Origin of the sequence: Burkholderia sp. AU15512 (assembly GCF_002223325.1) — a bacterium.
In the GTDB taxonomy this organism is placed as follows: domain Bacteria; phylum Pseudomonadota; class Gammaproteobacteria; order Burkholderiales; family Burkholderiaceae; genus Burkholderia.
Map to the genome: position 1 here is coordinate 838,116 of NZ_NKEX01000003.1, position 20,326 is coordinate 858,441.

At 63.1% G+C, this 20,326-nt stretch carries 17 protein-coding genes; 15 read left to right on the forward strand and 2 right to left on the reverse strand.

The genetic code is table 11. The features are described from left to right. The 13 genes from CFB43_RS06580 to CFB43_RS06640 all read left to right on the forward strand — a co-directional run bounded on the left by CFB43_RS06580 (position 1) and on the right by CFB43_RS06640 (position 12,741). Positions 1-1,209, forward strand: coding sequence for a P22 phage major capsid protein family protein (locus CFB43_RS06580; RefSeq protein ID WP_089494502.1), 1,209 nt, complete (start codon positions 1-3; stop codon positions 1,207-1,209). Between the two features lie 62 nt (positions 1,210-1,271). Beyond that, positions 1,272-1,604: a hypothetical protein gene (locus tag CFB43_RS06585; RefSeq protein ID WP_089494503.1), complete on the forward strand. Its 333-nt coding sequence runs from the start codon at positions 1,272-1,274 to the stop codon at positions 1,602-1,604. Next, the gene (locus CFB43_RS06590) at positions 1,601-2,317 is read left to right on the forward strand and encodes a packaged DNA stabilization gp4 family protein (protein WP_089494504.1); all 717 of its coding nucleotides are present in this window, start codon (positions 1,601-1,603) and stop codon (positions 2,315-2,317) included. The genes CFB43_RS06585 and CFB43_RS06590 overlap by 4 nt, the downstream gene beginning before the upstream one ends. Beyond that, on the forward strand, positions 2,317-3,741 hold the full coding sequence (locus CFB43_RS06595; RefSeq protein WP_089494505.1) for a packaged DNA stabilization protein: 1,425 nt from the start codon (positions 2,317-2,319) through the stop codon (positions 3,739-3,741). The genes CFB43_RS06590 and CFB43_RS06595 overlap by 1 nt, the downstream gene beginning before the upstream one ends. Further along, positions 3,738-4,112, forward strand: a complete 375-nt coding sequence (locus CFB43_RS06600) for a hypothetical protein (RefSeq protein WP_144023045.1) — start codon at positions 3,738-3,740, stop codon at positions 4,110-4,112. Before CFB43_RS06595 ends, CFB43_RS06600 begins: the two co-directional genes overlap by 4 nt. After that, positions 4,109-4,438: a hypothetical protein gene (locus CFB43_RS37585; RefSeq protein WP_144023046.1), complete on the forward strand. Its 330-nt coding sequence runs from the start codon at positions 4,109-4,111 to the stop codon at positions 4,436-4,438. The genes CFB43_RS06600 and CFB43_RS37585 overlap by 4 nt, the downstream gene beginning before the upstream one ends. Next, entirely contained in the window at positions 4,435-4,938 is a 504-nt protein-coding gene (locus CFB43_RS06605; protein ID WP_089494507.1) for a GNAT family N-acetyltransferase, read from the forward strand. The genes CFB43_RS37585 and CFB43_RS06605 overlap by 4 nt, the downstream gene beginning before the upstream one ends. Further along, the gene (locus tag CFB43_RS37590; protein WP_144023047.1) at positions 4,929-5,786 is read left to right on the forward strand and encodes a hypothetical protein; all 858 of its coding nucleotides are present in this window, start codon (positions 4,929-4,931) and stop codon (positions 5,784-5,786) included. Before CFB43_RS06605 ends, CFB43_RS37590 begins: the two co-directional genes overlap by 10 nt. A gap of 2 nt (positions 5,787-5,788) precedes the next feature. After that, on the forward strand, positions 5,789-7,225 hold the full coding sequence (locus CFB43_RS06615; RefSeq protein WP_089494509.1) for a hypothetical protein: 1,437 nt from the start codon (positions 5,789-5,791) through the stop codon (positions 7,223-7,225). Beyond that, on the forward strand, positions 7,225-9,633 hold the full coding sequence (locus CFB43_RS06620; protein WP_089494510.1) for a glucosaminidase domain-containing protein: 2,409 nt from the start codon (positions 7,225-7,227) through the stop codon (positions 9,631-9,633). Before CFB43_RS06615 ends, CFB43_RS06620 begins: the two co-directional genes overlap by 1 nt. Before the next feature lie 166 nt (positions 9,634-9,799). Continuing rightward, positions 9,800-11,419: an SGNH/GDSL hydrolase family protein gene (locus tag CFB43_RS06625; RefSeq protein WP_089494511.1), complete on the forward strand. Its 1,620-nt coding sequence runs from the start codon at positions 9,800-9,802 to the stop codon at positions 11,417-11,419. A 207-nt stretch (positions 11,420-11,626) separates the two neighbouring features. Further along, positions 11,627-12,109, forward strand: coding sequence for a glycoside hydrolase family 108 protein (locus CFB43_RS06635; RefSeq protein WP_089494513.1), 483 nt, complete (start codon positions 11,627-11,629; stop codon positions 12,107-12,109). Then, positions 12,109-12,741 (forward strand): hypothetical protein, encoded by a 633-nt coding sequence (locus tag CFB43_RS06640; RefSeq protein WP_089494514.1) that lies wholly within the window; start codon positions 12,109-12,111, stop codon positions 12,739-12,741. The genes CFB43_RS06635 and CFB43_RS06640 overlap by 1 nt, the downstream gene beginning before the upstream one ends. A 640-nt stretch (positions 12,742-13,381) precedes the next feature. Here CFB43_RS06640 and CFB43_RS06645 read toward each other — a convergent pair. Beyond that, complete coding sequence (locus CFB43_RS06645; protein WP_089494515.1) at positions 13,382-15,049, reverse strand: serine hydrolase domain-containing protein; 1,668 nt, start codon at positions 15,047-15,049, stop codon at positions 13,382-13,384. Between the two features lie 18 nt (positions 15,050-15,067). Continuing rightward, positions 15,068-17,446, reverse strand: coding sequence for a TonB-dependent receptor (locus tag CFB43_RS06650; protein ID WP_089494516.1), 2,379 nt, complete (start codon positions 17,444-17,446; stop codon positions 15,068-15,070). A gap of 264 nt (positions 17,447-17,710) precedes the next feature. Between CFB43_RS06650 and CFB43_RS06655 the strand changes: the two genes are divergently transcribed. Both CFB43_RS06655 and CFB43_RS06660 read left to right on the forward strand, forming a co-directional pair. Then, a complete protein-coding gene (locus CFB43_RS06655; protein WP_089494517.1) occupies positions 17,711-18,703 on the forward strand; it encodes an ATP-binding protein in 993 nt (330 codons plus the stop codon). Between the two features lie 127 nt (positions 18,704-18,830). Then, complete coding sequence (locus CFB43_RS06660; RefSeq protein WP_089494518.1) at positions 18,831-20,297, forward strand: M81 family metallopeptidase; 1,467 nt, start codon at positions 18,831-18,833, stop codon at positions 20,295-20,297. Positions 20,298-20,326: the final 29 nt, after the last annotated feature.

Genomic DNA, 20,326 nt, shown 5'->3' on the forward strand with positions numbered 1-20,326 from the left:
ATGCCGAACACTCTTCTCACACCCGTCAAGATCCTCGACGAATCGCTGATGATTCTCGAGAACATGCTGACCTTCACGGCCCGCTCGAACCGCGACTACTCGGACGAGTTCGCAGTCAGCGGCGCGAAGATCGGCGCGACCGTCAACGCTCGCAAGCCGAACCGCTTCGTCGGTACGACCGGCCCGGCGCTGAACATCGAGAACGTGAACGAAACGTCGGTGCCGATCACGCTGACGACGCAGTTCCACGTCGACTTCACGTTCAGCTCGCAAGAACTGACCCTCATCGTCGACGAGTTCGCCGACCGCTACATCAAGCCGGCGATGGCGACGATCGCCAACAAGATCGATTTCGACGGCCTGGGTCTGGCGACGACGGTCGCGAACAACGTCGGCACGGTCGGCACCGTTCCAAACGACATCAAGGTGCTGCTCGATGCAGGCGTGAAGCTCGACAACGAAGCCGCTCCGCGCGACGGCCGCCGCACGGTCGTGTGGGATCCGGCCACGAACGGCTCGATGGTGAAGTCGGCCGCCGGCCTGTTCAATCCGTCGAACAAGATCGGCGAGCAGTACGACAGCGGCATCTTCTCGCCGTCGGGCCTCGGCTTCGACATCGGCATGGACCAGAACGTGAACACGTTCACGACCGGCACGCGCACCAACGGCACCGTCTCCGGCGCAGGCCAAACCGGCTCGACGCTGCTCGTCACGGGCCTCGGTGCCGCGGCGACGGTCAAGAAGGGCGACACGTTCACGATCGCGGGCGTCTTCGGCGTGAACCCGCAGAACCGCCAGTCGACCGGCGTGCTGCGTCAGTTCACGGTGCTCGCCGACGCGACCGCCGACGGTTCCGGCAACGCCACGCTGTCGATCTTCCCGGCGATCAATACGGCCGCGTCGAACCAGCAATACCAGACGGTCACGGCCGGCCCGGCGAATGCTGCTGCGGTCACGTGGGATATCGCTGCATCGACGCAGTACACGGCGAGCCTCGCATATCACCGTGACGCGTTCACGCTGGCAACCGCCGATCTCGAAGACGTCAGCAAGTACGGTGCCTGGGGCGCGCGTCGCGTGCACAAGGGGATCTCGATGCGGATCGCTCGTCAGTACGCGATCGGCACCGATACCGTCCCGTGCCGGATCGACGTGCTGTACGGCTGGGCGCCGGTGTACAACGAGTTGGCCTGCCGGATCGTCCGCTGATGGGCGTCCTGCTTCAGCAATCGACCCCCGCTTCGGCGGGGGTTTTTGTTTCCGGAGGCGACGTGTTCCAAGAATTCCCGATGTGGGTCAATGGCCCTGACGGTGCGCAGCAGATCGTCGAATCGCAGGCCGCGTTCGAGGCGCTCGGCGAAGGCTGGAGCAAACCGGTGCGCGTCGAACTCGTGCCGCGCGAGCAAGCGCCGGATTTCGTCGAGTATCCGAAGTGGGTCGGCGACGTCCTCGTGCACAGCGCCGAGGAAGAGGCTGCGCTCGCGCCGGCCGTCGAAGCGGATGACGAGCGGGCAGCGCTTATCCAGATCGCCGAAGAGAAGGGCATCAAGATCGACAAGCGCTGGTCGAACGACAAGATCCGCGCGGCGCTGGAGGCAGCGTGACAACCGCCGTCGACCTGATCACCCTCGCGCTGAAGGACATCGGCGCGCTGGGTATCGGGCAGTCGATCTCGCCCGATGACACCGAGGATGCGCTGAACACGCTGAACATGATGCTCGGCCAGTGGCAGGGCGAGCGTCTGAGCGTTTATCACCTCGTCGACACGGCGCTGCAATCGACCGGCGCGCAGTCGTACACGGTCGGCCCCGGCGGAAACTTCAACACGCCGTCGTGGCCGTACCAGATCAACGCAGCATACGCGCGCCTGAACCCGGGTACTGCGACGCCGATTGATTACCCGGTGACGATTATCCCGGCGCGCGAGGATTACGCCCGCATCGCGCTCAAAGCGCTGCAGTCGTTCCCGAATTACGCGTTCTACGACTCGGCATGGCCACTCGGCACGCTGTTCATGTATCCGGTACCGAACGCGAGTTTCGAGCTGCACATCGTGACGCTCGAGGAACTTCCGCAGTTCGAGACGCCGGCCGATGTGATCAATCTGCCGCCGCAGTACATGGCCGCGATCCGCTACAACCTCGCGTGCTATATCGCGCCGTCGTATCAGCTCGATCCGCAGCCGGCGCTCGTACGCCTCGCGATGAACGCGAAGCGCGCCGTCAAGCGAATGAACGTGCAGATCAAAGCGATGAGCATGCCGCGCGGGCTGGCGACGAAGCAGCGCTACAACATCTATTCGGATCGGCCTTACTGATGCGCGTCCCTCTGACCATCGGCGCGTATGCCGCGAAGAGCCTGATCGCGGAGGCGCAGCGCTGCGTGAACCTGTACGGCGAGCAGAACCCGCAGGATGCGCCAGTGCCATTTACGTATTACCCGACGCCAGGGCTCACGCTCGTGTCGACGCCCCCGGTCACGGCAGAGTCGCGCTGCATCTACACGGCTTCGAACGGAAACCGATACGAGGTCGTCGGCGCCGACGTCTACGCCGTGAACGCCTCGAACGTCTATTCGCAGATTGGGGCGCTTTCGTCGGCAAGCGGACCGGTTTCGATGGTGGACAACGGGACGTCCATGTTCATCGTCGACGGAACGACGAGTGGCTACATCGTGACGATCGCCTCAAATACGATGACACGTTGCACCGACCCAGCTTTTTACGGTGCCGACAAGGTGGACTTCGTCGACGGATATTTCATATTCAACCGGCCTGGGACCTCGCAGTTCTATATTACGAAGTATCTTGATGTCGCATTCGATTCACTCGACATCGCCTCGAAGTCGACCTACTCGGACGAGCTCGTGACGCTCGCGGTGATGCATCGCGAGATCTGGCTCTTCGGTGCGCTGACGACGGAAGTGTGGTTCAACACGGGTGCGTCTGACTTCACGTTCGGCCGGATGCCTGGCGTATTCATCGAACACGGCTGCGCCGCGAAGCACTCCATCGCAAAAATCGATTTGGCGCTGTTCTGGCTTGGCCGCGACCTTCAGGGGCAGGGCGTTGTATTCGCCGGACGGAACTATCAGGCCGAGCGCATCTCGACGCATGCGCTCGAGCAAGCGATCAGCACATACAGCCAGATCGACGATGCGATCGGCTTCTCTTATCTACAGGGCGGCCATGCGTTCTATGTACTCACGTTTCCGACTGCCAATGCGACGTGGTGTTTCGACACGGCAACTGGGCAGTGGCACCAGCGTGCGTATCTCGAGGCGGACGGCGCATTGAGTCGACACCGTATGAACTGTCATTCGTTCAATGGTGGCCGCAATCTGGTCGGAGACTGGAAAACAGGAGCCGTCTACGCGCTTGACCCCAACGCATATACCGATAATGGCGCGCCGATCCAGCGCATCCGATCCTTCCCGCATATTCTCGGGGCCGACGGCAACCGCGTGATGTTCCGCCAGTTCATCGCGGATATGGAGGTTGGCGCGGGGATGCCAGATGACGCCACCGATCCGCTCGTCAGCCTGCGATGGAGCGATGATCGCGGCGCGACGTGGGGCAATCCGGTGACGGCCACGATGGGGCGCCGCGGCGAATTCAGAACCTCGATCCAGTTCCAGCGTCTCGGCTATGCCCGTGATCGCGTGTTCGAGCTGTCGTGGTCGGAGCCCGTCCGTACGGCGCTCAACGGCGCGTGGGTGGACGTTTCGAGGGCGCGCACATGAACCTGAATGCGAATTTTCCAGCCGCCGCTCCGCTTGATTCGCAGGGGCGCCTGACGTCTGAATGGCGCATGTTCTTCATGGCGCTTTTCAATCGAGGCGGCGGAAGTACCGGTGTTGATGTTTCGGCGCTCCAGTCCCTGGTAGATGCACAAGGACTCCAGATAGCCGAGCTATTCCTGCTCGAGAACGGAAATGCGACGGGGGCCGTGATTTGTACGTTGATGGCACGCATCACGGCGCTCGAAAAATCCCTTCAGAGCTTCGCGCCTGTAACTGTCACGACGCGTTATTCCATCCCCATTCCTGAATCGGTCGCAGTGCCACTGCAGGCGTCCGATGACCTTCGAAAACTCATCGAGGCTGAAGCATGAGCGTGAACTGGAAGGAACTCTATCAAGGTGTGCTAGGAGGTGCACCGGCGGCGACATACTCGCCTGGCGCAGCCCTTCAAGGCGCAGCGCATACCGTCAATCTGTGGAACCCCACGGCGGCGGCAGTCACGGTCAATTTTTACCTCGTGCCGAATGGAGGAGCCGCCGGAGACGGTACGCGCATTCATCGCGTGTCGGTCGCGGCCGGTGCGTCGATGATGGTTCCGGAAGTGATCAATACGAAGATCGTGAACCCGGCGGCGCTCTATGCGGACGGCAACGGTGTGACGCTGACGATCACGGGTGCGGAGGCGACAGCATCGTGAAAATCACCATCGAGACGTTCACCCGCGAACTCGCAGACGAAATCGTGCCGCTCGGTCAACAGAGCTGGGATGAATGTTCGGAAATCAAGAAGGACACATGCGCGTATCACGGGCAGCGCGGTCTTGAGATCGATCCGGACATCGATCAGTACCTTTACCTGTCCGACCATCAATCGCTGATCGCATTCACTCTGCGCGACGATGAAGGCGCTCTGCATGGCTATGCCCTGGCGATCCTCTATCGGAGCCTTCACCTGAAGACTGAACTGTGCGGTAACGTCGACACATTCTTCGTGCAGCCTGATCATCGCCGCTCGATGCCGCGTCTCATGTCGAAGATAGAAGACACGCTCCGCGAGCGCGGCGTCAGCATTATCGGCTGGCCGGTCACGATGACTGGGGGGCTGTTTGAGATTCTCAAGCGCCGCGGCTATATCGCCGACGACGTCGTGATGGAACTCAAGCTCAAAGATTTGCCGGGAGGTGAAACATGTGCGTAGCTGCAGCAATTGCGGGAGCTGGTGTTGTTGGTAGCGTTGCCTCCGGCGTGATCGGTTCGAACGCTGCGGGCGACGCGGCGCAAACGCAGGCCGATGCCGCAAACAATGCGGCGGCGCTCCAAAATCAGCAGTGGCAGCAAACGCAAGCCAACCTTAAGCCCTATCTTGAGTTGGGGAGCGGCTTCATCAATCCGCTCGTTACCGCTCTCGGTTACACAATGAACGGACTCGGGAACGTTACCGGGACGATCGATTCGAATCCACTGCAACAGAAGTTTTCCTATGCAGATTTCCAAGCGCCGACAGCAGCTGAAGCTGCCGCCACTCCCGGATATCAGTTCACCCTGGACCAAGGACTGAAGTCCGTGCAGAACGGGGCAGCAGCTCGCGGCCTCGGCACTTCTGGCGCCGCAATGAAGGGTGCAGCCAATTATGCGACAGGACTCGCAGATTCGACCTACAACGACGTGTTCAACCGAGCGCTGAATACTTACAACACGAATCTCGGCAAAGCGCAGAGCACGTTCCAGACGAACTACAACAGCGCCGCGAATAATGCGAACCGCTTGCTGGGCGTCGTTGGCAACGGCCAGAACGCGGCCGCGACGAATGGCTCGCTCGGAGCGGCGGCGGTCGGCAACATCGGCAACACGCTGACTAGTGGAGCGAATGCGCAGGCTTCCGGCATTGTTGGCGGGGCGAATGCTCTCTCTGGTGCCCTGGGTAGCCTTGGCAGCGGCGCGATGACCTACGGGCTACTGAACAACAACGCACTGGCGAGCGCGACCGCCGCGAACCCAACGTATGGGACGACTGCGGCCGGCAACCCGATCTACTTCCAGGTGTGAAGATGCCGCTCGATCCTTCGATTCCGCTCCAGTTCAAGACAGCCGAATTCAACCCGCTGCAGCAGGCGCTGCAGGTCGCGCAGTTCCGCGCGATCAATGCAAGCGGGCAAGCTCAGCAGCAGCAGCTTGCTGCCAATCAGGCCGCATCCGAGGCGTTCAAGCAGTCAACCGATGCGAATGGGAATACGGACTACAACAAGTTCCGGTCGATCATGGCATCCGGTGCGGGCGCGTACAACCTGCCGCAAATCAACAATTCGATTCTTGATGCACAGCAGAAGCAGGCGACCTTAACGGGAACGAATCTGGATCAGGCGATGAAGACGCAGAGCGCGCTGCGTCAGGGCCTCGGCAGTCTACTGACGAAGCCCGATCTGTCTCCGCAGGACGTGATGAATTTCGGCGTGACGCAGCTGCAAGCCGGCGCGATCACGCCGCAAGTCTTCCAAGCCGAAATGCAGTCGATGCCGTCCGACCCGCAGGCACTCCGCGGATGGCTGCAGCAGCACTACATGTCTGCTTTGAGCGGAGAGACGCAGCTGAACGCGATGATGCCGAAGTACGCGCAGGTCAACACGGGGCCCGCGACGGTCGCAGTCAACCAGAATCCGCTCGCGGCCGGTGGCGGCGTCGGTACGGTCGGCTATACGGTGCAAAACGGCCTCTCGCCCAGCGAGGCGCTAGCGCCTGGACTCACGCTCAACAAGAACGGTCAGCCGACCACATACACGAAAGGTCAGATGGCCGGCGGACAGGTTCCGCAAGTACCCGGCGGAGGATATGCGACGGGTGCGCCGCTCGGTGCATCCGATGTCGCCAGCGGCGCGGCGACGCGCTACAACACACTGCAGACGGCAGCCTCGCAGGCCAAGCCGATGATGCAGACCTACGACCTCGCGAATCAGGCGGTGCAAGGAGCGATCGCCGCAGGCAAGGGCGCGGGTCCGATCGCATCCGCAGGTGGCGTTGTGCAGACGCTCCTCGGCGCGCTCGGCCAAAAGCCGACGGGCGATTCGGTCAAGGACTATCAGTTGGCCGTGAGCTACCTGAACAGCGCAGCAGACCAAGCAGCGCAATCGCTCGGCCTGTCGGGCAGCGATGCACGCGTGGCTGCGGCCAAGGCTGGTCAGCCCGATCCGAACAACATGAACCTGCCGGCACTTCAGGAATCGATCGCACATGCGAAGGGCCTTCAACAAGCACTGCTCGACCGTCAGCAAGCGACGACGAACTTCCTCGCGCAGAACGGCAACAACACGAGCCAGTTGCCGCAGTTCGAAGCGAAGTGGAATCAGTCATTCAATCCAGACGTTTCCTACATTCGCTCGCTCGCTGATCCGGCTGCGCAACAGGCCGCCATGCAGCAGCTGAAGGCGCAGGGCAAGTTGCAATCGTGGATGAAGGACTATCAGGCCATGAAGGCGCTTGGGGCATTCTGATGGCAGACGTTCAGGGGTTCATCCAGCAATTCGGGCCGGTGGCCGCGGCCGTCAGCCAGCGCATCGGCGTCGCGCCTGACGTGCTGCTCGGACAATGGGGTCTTGAAACGGGGTGGGGGAAGTCGATCGTGCCTGGCACGAACAACCTCGGCAACATCAAGGGCCCCGGCGTCGCCGCAAAGGACAACCAGACGGGGTCCGTCGACCAGTACCGCGCGTATCCTTCGCCGCTCGACTTTGGCAACGACTTCGTCAACATGATCGCGAATCGGTATCAGAGCGCGGTCGGGAAGGGCGCGGATGCGACGGCCTACGCAGGAGCGCTGAAGGCTGGCGGTTATGCCGAAGACCCGAAGTACGTTGGAAAGCTCTCGAGCGCGGTGGACATGGTGCGCAAGTTTGGCGATACGATCGCCTCGGCGCTATCAGGCACGGCCAACGCGAGCGAGTTGACGCCGGCACAGATGGGAGGCGCGCCCGTGATCTCAGCGACGGGACAGCGCCTGAACGGGCCGCAGACGACTGGCGCGCCGGCACCGACAGCCGCTGCGCCGACGGCGTCGACCGGCGATCCGCTGCTCGACATGGCCCATGGCATCATGGGCGGCATGCCGAAGCCCGCGAACCAAGCCCCTGCCGCAGGTGCTGTGCCCGCGAGCCAGCCTGCACAACAATCCGACGATCCGCTGATGGCGATGGCTGCCGGCGTGATGGCAGGAAAAGGCGCGTCGCAAACTGGCACCGCAGCCACGCCGGCCAGCGGGGCATCCCTCCAGCCGACCATTACCAGCCAGCCTTGGCAAACGCCTGGCTCCGTCACAATGGGGATCGGCGATGCGATCAAGGGCGGCGTTCAATCGCTCGTGCATGGTGGCGCATGGCTCGCGAACAAGATTGCTCCCGATTCGCAGTTCGCGAAGGACATCAATGCCGCGGTGCCGCAGATCGACCAGACCATTCAGGCTCAGAATGCGCAGTACGCGGCAGATCGCGCGGCGCAGCAGCCTCAGACGCTTACGGGCGTCGTGACAGGACAACGGCAAGCGCCCGGTATCGACTGGGGGCGAATGGCCGGCAACGTGATTGGAGCCGCCCCTCTGGCGGCGACGTTGCCGGCTGGGAGCGGCGTTCTTGGCAGCCTTGGCGCGGGCGCTCTGTCAGGTGCGGCAAGCAGTCTGCTTGAACCCGTCACGACGCCCGGGAATTTCCTGCAGCAGAAGCTTGGACAGGCAGCCACCGGCGCGGCCGTTGGGGGTGTCGCGAATCCATTGGTGAAGGCACTCGGTGCGGCCATTTCTCCAACCGTCGGTGCGGCCCAGCAGCGGATGCTGGATTCGGGCGTGACGATGACGCCTGGTCAAATTCTCGGGGGCGGTTTTGCGCGAACGGAAGCGAAGCTTTCGAGCGTCCCGTTTCTTGGGGACATGATCAAGAATGCCCAGCAACGCACGCTTCAGGATTTCAATCGAGCGACCTATAACGAGGTTCTCGCGCCGATTGGCGCCACTTACGAAGGGCCCGCAGGTCAAGAGGCGATCGGGGCTGTTCGCAATGCGATTCGGGATGCCTACGACGATTCGCTAGGGCGCATGTCGTTTCAGGCTGCCGATCCCGGCTTCCAAGCGGACATCCTTCGTCTGACCGATATGGCTCAGCAGCTTCCCGCTGCGCAACGACAGACATTCATGAATACGCTGCGCACTCAGATATTCGGGAAGGTCGGCCCTCAAGGAAACATGGATGGTCAAACCCTGAAGGGCGTGCAAGAAGAACTCGGCGATCTCGCGCGAGGCTACTCGGGGGACCCGTCTTTCGACAATCGCCAACTCGGGGCCGCTATCGGCGAAATTCGATCGGCCGTCGAGAATTCGCTTGCTCGGACAAATCCCGCAGATGCAGTGGAAGGGCTTGCGAATGCGAACGCCGCGTATGCGCGATTTGCGCGCATGCGTGCTGCCGCGGCATCTCAAGGTGCCATGAACAATGAAGGCATTTTCACGGCCGCCCAGCTGCAGAACGCAGTCAAGGCAGGTGATCGATCGGCCGGAAAGGGGGCAACTGCGGCCGGGAATGCGCTGATGCAGGACTTTTCGACAGCAGCTCAGTCTGTGCTTGGGTCGAAATATCCAGATTCAGGAACCGCCGGCCGCGGCTTGATGGCGCTCCTCGCGCCCGGGTCGATCGGCGCGGGCCTAGCCACAGCACCGCTATCGACCCTTGGGACGCTCGGCGGCATCGGCCTCGGGGCGCTTCCCTATACAGGCCCCGGGCAACGTCTTGCGCAGGCTCTCTTGACGGCTCGCCCCGGGTTAGCGGTCCCAGTACGGAATGGGCTTTCCCAGTTCGTCGCTCCACTCGCCGCGCCGACGGGCAATGCGCTCATCAATGCGATCGCACCAAGCAAATAGGTGTTTTTTGATGACCGGGACGGCTGCCCCAATCACGCCATATGACGCTGCAACGACGATAGCTCGAACAGTTTGGTCGTCCACTTGATTCCCCGAACCCCGCCCAGTGCGGGGTTTTTCAATTATAGGCCACCCACTGCGGTGGCCTTTTTGCTTTGAGGTAGCAATGGCTTCCATCCTTCCGAACGGGAAAACGCAGTTCATTGATCAGAACGGCAAGCCGCTCGTCGGTGGCTCTGTCACGTTCTATGTGCCGGGCACGACCACGAAGAAGGACACATGGCAGGACATCGCCATGACGGAACCGAACACGAATCCGGTCGTGCTGGATTCGCGCGGCCAAGCGACGATCATTGGAACTGGATCATATCGCCAGGTGGTTATGGACGTCTTCGGCGCGACGATCTGGGACCAGGTCGTCAGTGAGCCGACCGGGATGCTTTCCGACGGCACAGGCTCGTCGCTCGTCGGATTTATTCAGAGTGGCCCCGGCTCTGTATCTCGCACCGCCCAGGACAAAATGCGCGATAACGTCAGCATCGCCGACAAGGGCCCGTTGAACGCCGATGGCATCAACGACGATACGACTCCCGTCGAGAACGCGATTGCGACCGCGCCGAATGGTGGAACGGTAAACCTGAACGGCAAGTCGATGCGCGTAACGGGCGTCGACAACCAGTATGGGATCGAGTTCGAGGGCGGCGGTGAACTGCTGATCGCCGCGCCGCAGGGGGGCGTCTACGCGCAGAACTCCTATGGCGATCGCTTCCAGCGCTTCATCGGCAAGGAATATCTCTACCGCCTGTTCCTGCGCCTTCAGGTTGGTGGCACGCTGACGATGTTCATCTACGGCGATTCCACGGTCGCCACCGCTGCGAATGGCGGCGGCTATGCGGGCCCGGCATTCGAGCCGCAGCAGCTGCTGACCGACTATATGATCCGCGTGAAGGGCGTACGCAATCCGATCGCCTGCACGAACCGCGGTATCGGTGGAACCCGTATCGCGCAGATGAACGCGATCCCGGACATCGACGAGGTGGGCGGCACGACAGACGTGTTCTGGATCAAGTATGGCATCAACGACATTCAGGATGGCCTCGACGGCTTCAAGACGAACCTGCGCGCGAAGCTCGCCGAGATCCGCGCGCAGTCACATGGGACTGTCGATCAGCTTTCGATCATCCTCGTCGGGCCGAACGCGATCTATGACCCGCAGCACGGTCGCTCGTCGCAATGGATGGAGCAGATCCGCGGCATCTACGTGGCCGCCGCGCGCGATTACAAGTGCGCGTTCTTCGACGCGTACGCGACGATGCGAGACGCGAACTGGATGCCCGGCAAGATGCTCTCCGACGACTGGGGCAACGGGCAGGGTGTCCATCCCTTGAGCATTTTCCAAAACATGATCTGGGGCAAGCTCGTCGACGAGATCATGGGCGATGCCGAAATGCTCCCGTACTCGAGCAACGTCTGGCAGGCGCTCACGCCGCTCAACGGCTGGTCGTATTACGGTGGCAGCACACCCGGCTACTACGCGAGCATGAGCCGCGATGGCTGGGTGGACGTGCGCGGCACGATGAAGGGCGGCACGGTCGGCGCGAACGTGAAGGTCGCGCAGCTGCCTGCCAGCATGACGCCCCTCTATACGCAGATCTTCGGGTGTGGTGGCGCAAACGGGCCGTGCCTGCTGCGCGTCAACCCGGACGGATCAATCGATCAGGCCGATACGAATGCCAGCGCGACGTATATCGATCTGTCCGGTATCCGCTTCCAGATTCGGGGGTGAGATGGCAGAACCGACATCGAACATTGCCACGAGTCTCGCAAGCGCCATTCAAAGCGCGGTCGCGCAAGTTTTGGGAGCCGGCGGTCTTGCCGTTGCTGGATGGAACTGGCTGGCAGGCCATGACATCGCGTGGTTCGTGGGCGCTTCCTCGCTAGTGCTGATCTGGATGCAGATCGCTGATCGACTACGTGGGAAAGGGAGGGCGCGATGAGCAGCTTCGACAATGCGTTCGACGCACTGATCGGAAACGAGGGCGGATACTCGAACAACCCGAAGGATCCGGGCGGCGAAACGATGTGGGGCGTGACAGCGCGCGTCGCACGCGCGGCCGGCTATACCGGCGCGATGCGCGATCTGCCGCGCGATACCGCGAAAGCGATCGCGAAGCGTCTGTACTGGGATCCGCTGCATCTCGACCAGTTCGACCCGCGGGTCGCGTTTCAGATCTTCGACGCGAACTACAACGGGGGGCATCCCGTGATCTGGATGCAGGGCGGCGCCGGCGCCACCGTTGACGGCGTGCTCGGGCCGAAGACGATCGCAGCCGTTCAGGCGACCGATCCGCTGCGCTTCATCCTGCGCTGGAATGCCTTACGCCTGACCTATTTCACCTCCCTGGCGACCTGGGCGACGTTCGGCAAAGGCTGGGCGCGGCGTGTCGCCGGCAACCTCACTAAAGGAGCTGCGTGATGCCCCTGATCCCCATTGCAATGGCGCTCGCACAATTCGCGCCGATGATCGCCGGCTGGCTCGGCGGCTCGAAGGCCGAAGACGTCGCGACCAAGGTCGTCGGCGTGGCGCAGGCCGTCACGGGGCAGTCGGCTCCCGAAGCCGCGCTCGCGGCACTGCAGGCTGATCCGAACCTCGCGCTGCAGTTCCAGAAGGCCGTGCTTGAGCAGCAGGCGCAGCTCGCGCAGATCGATGCGCAGTTGCAGGAGGCCAAGCTCGGCTACGACAAGGACATTTACACGGCCGAGGCGGCCGACCGCGACAGCGCGCGCCGGCTCGCCGCGCAGCAGCCGAACGACTGGGTGCGCCCGACCGTGACGGTCGTGCTCCTTATCGGCTGCTTGGCAGTCGTGTTCCTGATGCTCGATGGCCGGGCAGCGCAGGTCATGAAGGATCCGACCGCCGCGGGCACGCTCGGCATCGTGATCGGCTACCTCTTCAATGAGCTGAAGACGGCGCTCGGCTTCTACTTCGGCATGACTAAAGATGCCTCGATGCAGACGCAGACGATCACCCAGTTCGCGGTGTCGCCTGGAAGCGTGACGCCGGCTGCCGACCAAGCCGGCAGTACGAGCACGACTACGACGCGGTGATCGTCTCAGCTCACAAATAGCGCTGCGCGAGCGCGTCGCAGGTCTCATCGTCCAGCTCATCGAGGCCCGTCGCTCGCACCCAGCAGGAGCACCCGTGGTTCGGTCGCGCGCGCATGGGCGAGCATCGCGGGTGCGTGCAGTGCGCGATGCCGGCGCCGGGTTCTGCGGTTCCGGCCCAATGCTCGCAGGTCCAACACGTGCGCATGACCGTGCGGATGTGTAGCCCGATATAGGGGGTCGCTTTGGTTTCCACGATGTAAAGCAATACTGTATGGCCGTACAGTGTAGCGCGCCGGTTCGATTCCGAAACCGGGATTGGCCGATGAATTGGGAGCAGTCGCTACAAATCTGCACCATGCTTTTTCAAGCTGTTGATTTTTATGTGATATAGCTTCCGGTCCCCGGCACCACGATCGCTTCATCGCGATTCGATAAAGGGACGAAAGCCCGCGAGAAGCCATGCGCTCGCGGGTTTTTTGTTTTTGTGGCGTGGCATCGGCGGTAGTTGCCCGCGACCGAACGGCGACGCCACTGCCATCAGAGACGCGTCGAATGGACGGGCAGGTCGGTCTGCGGCGGCATCAGGCATGTGGTGGAACTCGCGCCGCCTGACGAAGCCGCGCGCCCCACCACGCAAACGTCACGCCATGAAGTGACTCGGAGTGTACGAATCACACCGCTCGCGCACGAAGGCCAGATTGCGCGTGCGCGACGTGTCGATGCGAAAGCCCGTCACCTCGTGACCCGAGCGTTCCACCGTCACGACGCCGCGCATGACGGCCATCTGACCGGCAGGGTCGAACGTGAAAATGTCGTCGGCCACCGGCTCCAGCCGGTAGCCGGCACTGCCGGCGGCGCCGGTCATGGTGAGGGTGAGTTCACCGTTCGTCACGGCGATCGTCGCACGTGCCGCGGCATCGTGACTGTGATACGTGCCCGCCAGGCCCGCCGACGCATCGGAGAGCGACGGCGCGTGATCGGGCAAGCGCTCGAGCGTCTCCGCGTGACCGCAGTCCACCAGCTCGATCGCCGTCACGCGAGCCGCCGCCGTCGACGCTCGAGGTTTGATCAGCAGCGCTCTGCCTGTGCCGTCGTCAACCCGCAATCCGGCCGCCGTCTCGATGAGCGGCTGGGGCATCTGCTCGACGTTCTGAAAGCTCGCGTTGAGCTGCCCGTTGCGATCGCCGATCACGCAATACGTCCCGGACACACGGGAGTGGAACCTGCCGAGCAAGGTTTCGTGCCCGGCAGTTTGCAGGGGCGTGGCGGGCTTCGCGCCAAGGACGGCATCGCCCAGCACGATATCGACGATTTGCGTCGCCACTTCAACCGGATTGACTGCTGCGCCGTTCGTGAGAATGATGACGTCCAGTGCGTGCTCGGCCACCGTCAACATCTGACAAGATCCACCGAACACCCCGCCGGCATGGTGCAGCACCTCCACGTCGCGATGCGGCGTGAGCATCAGCCCGAGCGCGTAGACGCCTTCCGCGCCGCTCGAATAGTGTGGTCGGGTCAGCATCTGGCGCCAGCTTGCTTCGCTGCCGACCCGTTTGGGGCCGCGCAGATGCGCGAGCCAGCGCAGCATGTCGTCGACCGTCGACACGATCCCGCCTTCGCCGAGCACTTCCCACGTCGGAAAGAGGCCGCGCATGAATCCGCCTTTTCCATCCGGCACATGCTGGGTCGCCATGCGTGGGCGGATGCGCATGTCGTCGGCGACCGATTCCGTGTCGACCATGCCCATCACGTCGAAGATGCGCGCCTTCAGGAAGGTCTCGAAGGGGATGCCGCTGACCCGCTCGATCGCGAGCGACAGCAGGTGATATCCGCCGTTGCAGTAGATCATCCGCTCGCCCGGCGGAAAATTGACGTCGCGTTGCCGCACTTGCGCCGCCAGCACGCCGCCACGCGGCAACGTCGCGACGCCTTGCGCGAGCAGCGTGAGATCGAGATAGCAGCGGTAACCGCCCGTATGCGTCATCAGTTGGCGCAAGCTGGGGTCGCCTGCGAGCAGCGGCAGCTCGGGCAGGTACGTGCGGATCCCGGCGTCGACGTCGAGCTTGCCGTCTTCGGCGAGCAGGAGGGCGGCAAGGCAGGTGAAGTGTTTGCTCGTCGAGCCGATGCGCAAGCGCGTGGCCGGCGTGTTGGCGACGCCGTGTTCCAGGCTTGCCATGCCGAAGCCTCGCCGGTAGAGGACGTCGCCTCGATGCGCGACGGCCACGACGAGGCCGGGTTCGTCGCTCCTGTTGAAGCGGTCGAAAAGGGTATCCAGTTGCTCGACGATGTCGTGCGATGCTTGAGTCATTTTAGGTATCCCTATGATTTAGAACGGAACGGTCAGCGCCGCGCCGATCGTGCGGGGCTGAATCACGCTGACGAGCGCCGGGCCGCCCATCGGTATCAGCGACGTACCGGCGGCGATCAACGCGCGACGGTCGAACAGGTTGCGAACATAGAATGCCAGGCTGAACTTCCTGAAATCCACGCCCGCTTGCAGATCCGTGATCGCGTAGCCCGGCAACGGATAATCCGGCCGGCCCGAGCTGGCGTCGAACCCGCTATGACGTCGGCCGACAAAACGTTGGGTCACACCCGCATACGACGGATACCCTTGCGCGGTGAACAGATAGGTGCCCGAGAGCGTGGCGGCGACCTTGGCCGAGTTCGGCAAGGGCGCGCCCGCGGTCGTCCCCGCGTTGGCGTTGCCGCTCGTCAGGCTGGCGTCGATGAGCGACAGGTTCGCACTGAAGTTCCAGTGCGGGTTGGGGCGGAACGTGCCGGAGAACTCCAGGCCCTTGATGCGCGCGTTGCCGGCGTTGATGACCTGATTGACGCCATCGACCGTGCCGAGCTGCTGGATGTTCTTCCACTCGATGTCGTAGACCGACGTTTCCAGCGACAGCCGCTTGTCGAGCAGGTCGGCCTTGTAGCCCGCCTCATAGCTCCACAGCGTGTCGGGTGCGAAGGTCGGGCTACCCGCCGCGCGCATGCCGGTGAGGGGATCGATCAGCAGCGCATTCGGGCCGCCGGGCCGGTATCCGCTCGCGATGCGGACATACGCATTGCTGTTGGCGGTCAGCGCATAGCGCGCGGTGAACATGTAGGTCTTGCTGGTGTCCGACGACGGTGCCGAGATGGTCTGGGTCGGGCCGGCGAGCGTGCCGTAGGTCGTCTGCTCGTAGGTCTGGGTATTGTGGGCGATCCGCACGCCGCCGGTCAGCGAAAGCCGCGGCGTCAGGTGATAAGTGATATCGCCGTATGCCGCGTACTCGTTGTACGTGCTGGGCGCCTGGAGCTCCGACAGGTCCGGGCCGGGCGAGCCGTCGGGCAAGGTCGTCAGAAAGCCTTCGCTCGAATGGCTGCGCTCGTGCGTATAGAAGAGGCCGGCCAGCCATTCGAGTCGCTGGTTGCCTGGCGAAGTCAGGCGAAACTCCTGGGTCACCTTGTTCGTGGTGGCCACATCCTTGGCGACCACCGACCCCAGGTTCAGCCCTTGGGCGGCAAATAGCGGCCCGTAGACACCGGTCAGGTCCTGCGGCGCACTCGTGTTGACCCTTTGATACGACGTGATCGAGTTCAGGCGCGCCCAGCCGAGCTCGTATTCGATTCCGGCCGAATAGAGCTGGATGTTTTGATGAAAGGGCTGCGGGGCGAACTGTCGCGTGGTCAGGTCCCCCCAGACCGGCTTGCCGTCGGCGCCATATTCAACGTAGTTCGGATCGTTGCGATTGATGTTTTGCGAGAGCGCGGTCAGCCGGACCGTCAGATCGCGGGTGGGCGTCAGCAGTAACGACGCGCGAGCACCGTAGGTGTCGCCGCGATCGATGTGGGTGTCCGCCTTGGGGCCCACTGCGTCGACATACCCGCCATCGTGCTGGCCGAACACGGAGACGCGCAGCGCGGCAACGTCGGTCTTCAGCGGGATGTTCAACGTTGCGTTGGCCGTCCCGCTCACCCCGCCATGCGCCGTTCCCGATACGCCGGTGCCGACTTGCCCGGAAAATTGACTGGAGTCCGGTTCGTTGGTCACGTATTTCAGCAAGCCGCCCATCGCACCCGCGCCATACAACGTGCCCTGCGGACCTCGCAGGATTTCGACGTGGTTGAGGTCGAGCAGGCTCATGTCGAGCGAGAACGTTGCACTTTGGGAGAACAGCGTGCTGCCGCCGAACGCGACGTCGTCGACGTACATGCCGACCGTCGGCCCCGTCTGCACACCGGTCGTCACGCCGCGAATACTGACCTGACCGGCCCCGCTGCCGCCGCTGGCGTTCAAGTCGACCCCCGGCTCCGACGACAGGAAGTCGGACATCGTTTTCGCGCCGCTCTTCTGCAGTTCGTCGGCCGACAATACATTGACCTGCATGGGGACTTCGCGAGCCGGTTCACGTCGGCGTGTCGCGGTCACCACGACGGTATTGAGCGTCGCGCCACCCTTGCCTTGCGCCTTCGTCACCTCGGCCGCAGGGGTGTTCGGCGTCGCGGCGCCGGGCGCGGCGATGGGCGTCGCGGTGGACGCCGCGTCAGGCGCGGCGACCTGCTGCGTCGTCGCGGGCGTTCGCGCCTGTTCCTGCGCGTGCACGCCCAACGATGCCAACCCGAATACGGGGCCGACGAAGAGCGGAGCGTAACGTCTGCCGTGCCGCAGCGGTAGCGTTACCGAAACCGCCGCGTGCTTCGTCCGGTTTTTCATCTTCACCATTGTCTCCTCCTGGTTTTGCAATCGACTGAACGCGATGCCGTGTAGCGCAACTCAGGGTGAACGGTAAGTGCCGGTTATTTCTGGTTCATGTGGCGTTTGTATCGGTGCTGATACAAACGATCGGTGACGGAGCGGGGCCGCCACACGGGCCGACGCGGTGCAAAACCGGGACGAAGACTTGTTTCGGGTTTGCAATAAAGGGCTCACATGGCCCCTACATTCACGGGCGATAATCGACGCCATCGCTCGCCGTTGGCCAGGACCATGCACAAACCCCGCTTCGATTCAGCTTTCTATCGCCTGTTCTTCGTGATGATCTCGATCATCCTCGTGATGCAGATCAGTGCCGGCCTGTTGCTCTTCAAGCTCTACAGCACCGCGCCGTTCAAGCCGCCGCCCGGGATGAGCGCGGCGTTGCAGTGGGGCGCCGCGGTGATGATCCAGGTGATGCCCGCGCTGATCTCGTCCTGGATCGGCGCGCGCATGCTGGCGGCCCCGTTCCGAACGCTGGCCGTCGGCGCCGCCGAGCTGTCGAGGAATATCGATGCGCCGCCCATCCGGGAAATCGGTCCTGTCGAGGCACGTCAGGCCGCCAGCGTGTTCAACACGATGCAGGCGTCGCTGCGGCGGCAAATGAGTGAGCGCAACCGCTTCCTCGCCGCCGTATCGCACGATCTGCGCACGCCGCTGACGCGCATGAAGCTGCGTCTTCGATCCGCTCAGGATACCGAATTGAGCGAACGAATCAGGGACGATATCGACGAGATGACGCAGCTTCTGGAAGCCACCCTGTCGTTCCTGCGCAATGAAGAGGTGGTCGAGGCGTTCAGTCCGGTCGATATCAATGCACTGGTGGATGCCATCGCGGAAGATGCGGCCGAACACGGTCAAAAAGTGACGATCAGTGGTGAGGTGCCGCCGATCTCGGCGCAGCCGCTGGGCCTCAAGCGCTGCCTGACGAATCTGGTCGCCAACGCGATTCGATACGGTGAAGACGCGCACATCCGCCTGATCGACGCACCGTCGTGCGTGCGGATCCAGATCGTCGATCACGGCCCGGGCATCCCGGAGTCGCAACTGGAGCGCGCGCTGGAGCCGTTCTACCGCGTGGAAAGTTCGCGCAACCGGAACACGGGCGGGACGGGGCTGGGCCTCGCCATCGCGAACGACGTCGTGAAGCGTCACGGCGGGGAACTGGTGTTGCGCAACAGTCCGGAAGGCGGGCTGGTCGCACAGGTCACGTTGCCGCGTCGATAGGGAGAAGAGCCCGGAGCGACCGTTGGCACTGCTCTGTTTCACGCTTGATACAGACTGCTCACAAAGCGGAAATGGCGGGTGCTTATAGTCGATTCACGTCCTTCACTCCCATTCGGCAGACCTCGTCATGAAGATATTCACGGCTCAGCTTTCGACGGAAACCAATACCTTTGCCCCGTGCCCGACCGGATGGGGCGGCTTCGAAGAGTTCACGATTTTTCATGGCGACGCGAGTGTGCGCGAGCCCGACGGCGTGGGGCACGTGCTCGCGGAAGTGCGGCGCCTCGCGCAGGCCGACGGTCACTACATCGTCGAAGGCCTGTGTGCCGAAGCCCAGCCGTCTGGCCGCACGATTCGTGCGGTCTACGAATCCCTGAGGGACGAAATTCTCGATGGCGTAAAGGCCGCCTTGCCGCTGGATGCCGTGATTCTGCTGCTGCACGGCGCGATGGTGGCGGAGGGCTACGACGATTGCGAAGGCGACCTGCTCGCCGGCGTTCGCGCGGTGGTCGGCCCCGACGTGCCGATCTCGGTCACGCTCGACCCGCACTGTCACTTCACGCAATTGATGAAGGCATCGGCCGATGTCCTGATCGCTTACAAGGAGTATCCGCACATCGACGCCGTCGAGCGGGCGCGCGACGCCTATCGACTGACGCTCGATATGGCTGCCGGACGCATCCGTCCGACGATCGGCGTGTTCGACTGCCGGATGGTCGGCGCCTGGCACACCACTAGCGAGCCGATGGCGGGGTTCGTCCGGCGCATGCAGTCGTTCGAAGGGCGCGACGGCGTGCTGTCGGTGTCGCTCGGCCATGGGTTTCCGTGGGGCGACGTGCCGGAAGCCGGCGCGAAACTCTGGGTGGTGACGGACGACGATCTCGCCAAGGCCGACGCGCTGGCGGCGCAACTGGCGCGCGAGTTCTGGGAGTTGCGCGACGCGACACGCCCCGCATGGCTCGATATCGATGCCGGGCTGGATCGCGCGCTGGCGTTCGAGGGCGGGCCGGTCGTGCTGGCGGATGTCGCGGACAATCCCGGCGGCGGCGCGCCGTGCGACAGCACGTTCATTCTGCGTCGCGTGGTCGAGCGACGGATTTCCAATGTAGCGATCGGGTGCTTCTGGGATCTCGGTGCCATCCAGATCTGCAAGGACGCGGGTGTCGGGGCCACGCTGGATCTGCGCATCGGCGGCAAGTGCAGTGTGTACTCCGGCGAACCGGTGGACCTGCGCGTCACCGTCCGCAACGTGGTCGAGCGGCATACGCAAAGCATCATGGGCCTCGAGCAACCGCTTGGCCGGGCAGTGTGGGTGGAAGCGGACAACGGGCTCGACATCGCGCTGATATCGGTTCGCACCCAGGTGCTCGGCGTGGACGCATTCACCGGCCTTGGCATCGACTTCGCCGGCAAGAAGCTCGTGGTCGTGAAATCGACGCAGCATTTCCAGACCGACTTCGCGCCGCGTTCGAAAGCCGTCTTTCATATCGCCGCGCCAGGGGCGCTCACGATGAACTTTGCCGAACTGGACTATCGGCTTCGTGACCTCAACTACTGGCCGCGCGTGTCGAATCCGTTTGCGTCGGCGAGGTGAATACATGCCGGCGCGGTTCGGCGCCGGCA

Coding starts and splice junctions, on each gene's coding strand:
- CFB43_RS37585 (WP_144023046.1), top strand. CDS start 4,109: ATGAGCGTGAACTGGAAGGAACTCTATCAAGGTGTGCTAGGAGGTGCA.
- CFB43_RS06635 (WP_089494513.1), top strand. CDS start 11,627: ATGAGCAGCTTCGACAATGCGTTCGACGCACTGATCGGAAACGAGGGC.
- CFB43_RS06625 (WP_089494511.1), top strand. CDS start 9,800: ATGGCTTCCATCCTTCCGAACGGGAAAACGCAGTTCATTGATCAGAAC.
- CFB43_RS06580 (WP_089494502.1), top strand. CDS start 1: ATGCCGAACACTCTTCTCACACCCGTCAAGATCCTCGACGAATCGCTG.
- CFB43_RS06615 (WP_089494509.1), top strand. CDS start 5,789: ATGCCGCTCGATCCTTCGATTCCGCTCCAGTTCAAGACAGCCGAATTC.
- CFB43_RS06655 (WP_089494517.1), top strand. CDS start 17,711: ATGCACAAACCCCGCTTCGATTCAGCTTTCTATCGCCTGTTCTTCGTG.
- CFB43_RS06620 (WP_089494510.1), top strand. CDS start 7,225: ATGGCAGACGTTCAGGGGTTCATCCAGCAATTCGGGCCGGTGGCCGCG.
- CFB43_RS37590 (WP_144023047.1), top strand. CDS start 4,929: ATGTGCGTAGCTGCAGCAATTGCGGGAGCTGGTGTTGTTGGTAGCGTT.
- CFB43_RS06640 (WP_089494514.1), top strand. CDS start 12,109: ATGCCCCTGATCCCCATTGCAATGGCGCTCGCACAATTCGCGCCGATG.
- CFB43_RS06600 (WP_144023045.1), top strand. CDS start 3,738: ATGAACCTGAATGCGAATTTTCCAGCCGCCGCTCCGCTTGATTCGCAG.
- CFB43_RS06650 (WP_089494516.1), bottom strand. CDS start 17,446: ATGGTGAAGATGAAAAACCGGACGAAGCACGCGGCGGTTTCGGTAACG.
- CFB43_RS06595 (WP_089494505.1), top strand. CDS start 2,317: ATGCGCGTCCCTCTGACCATCGGCGCGTATGCCGCGAAGAGCCTGATC.
- CFB43_RS06660 (WP_089494518.1), top strand. CDS start 18,831: ATGAAGATATTCACGGCTCAGCTTTCGACGGAAACCAATACCTTTGCC.
- CFB43_RS06645 (WP_089494515.1), bottom strand. CDS start 15,049: ATGACTCAAGCATCGCACGACATCGTCGAGCAACTGGATACCCTTTTC.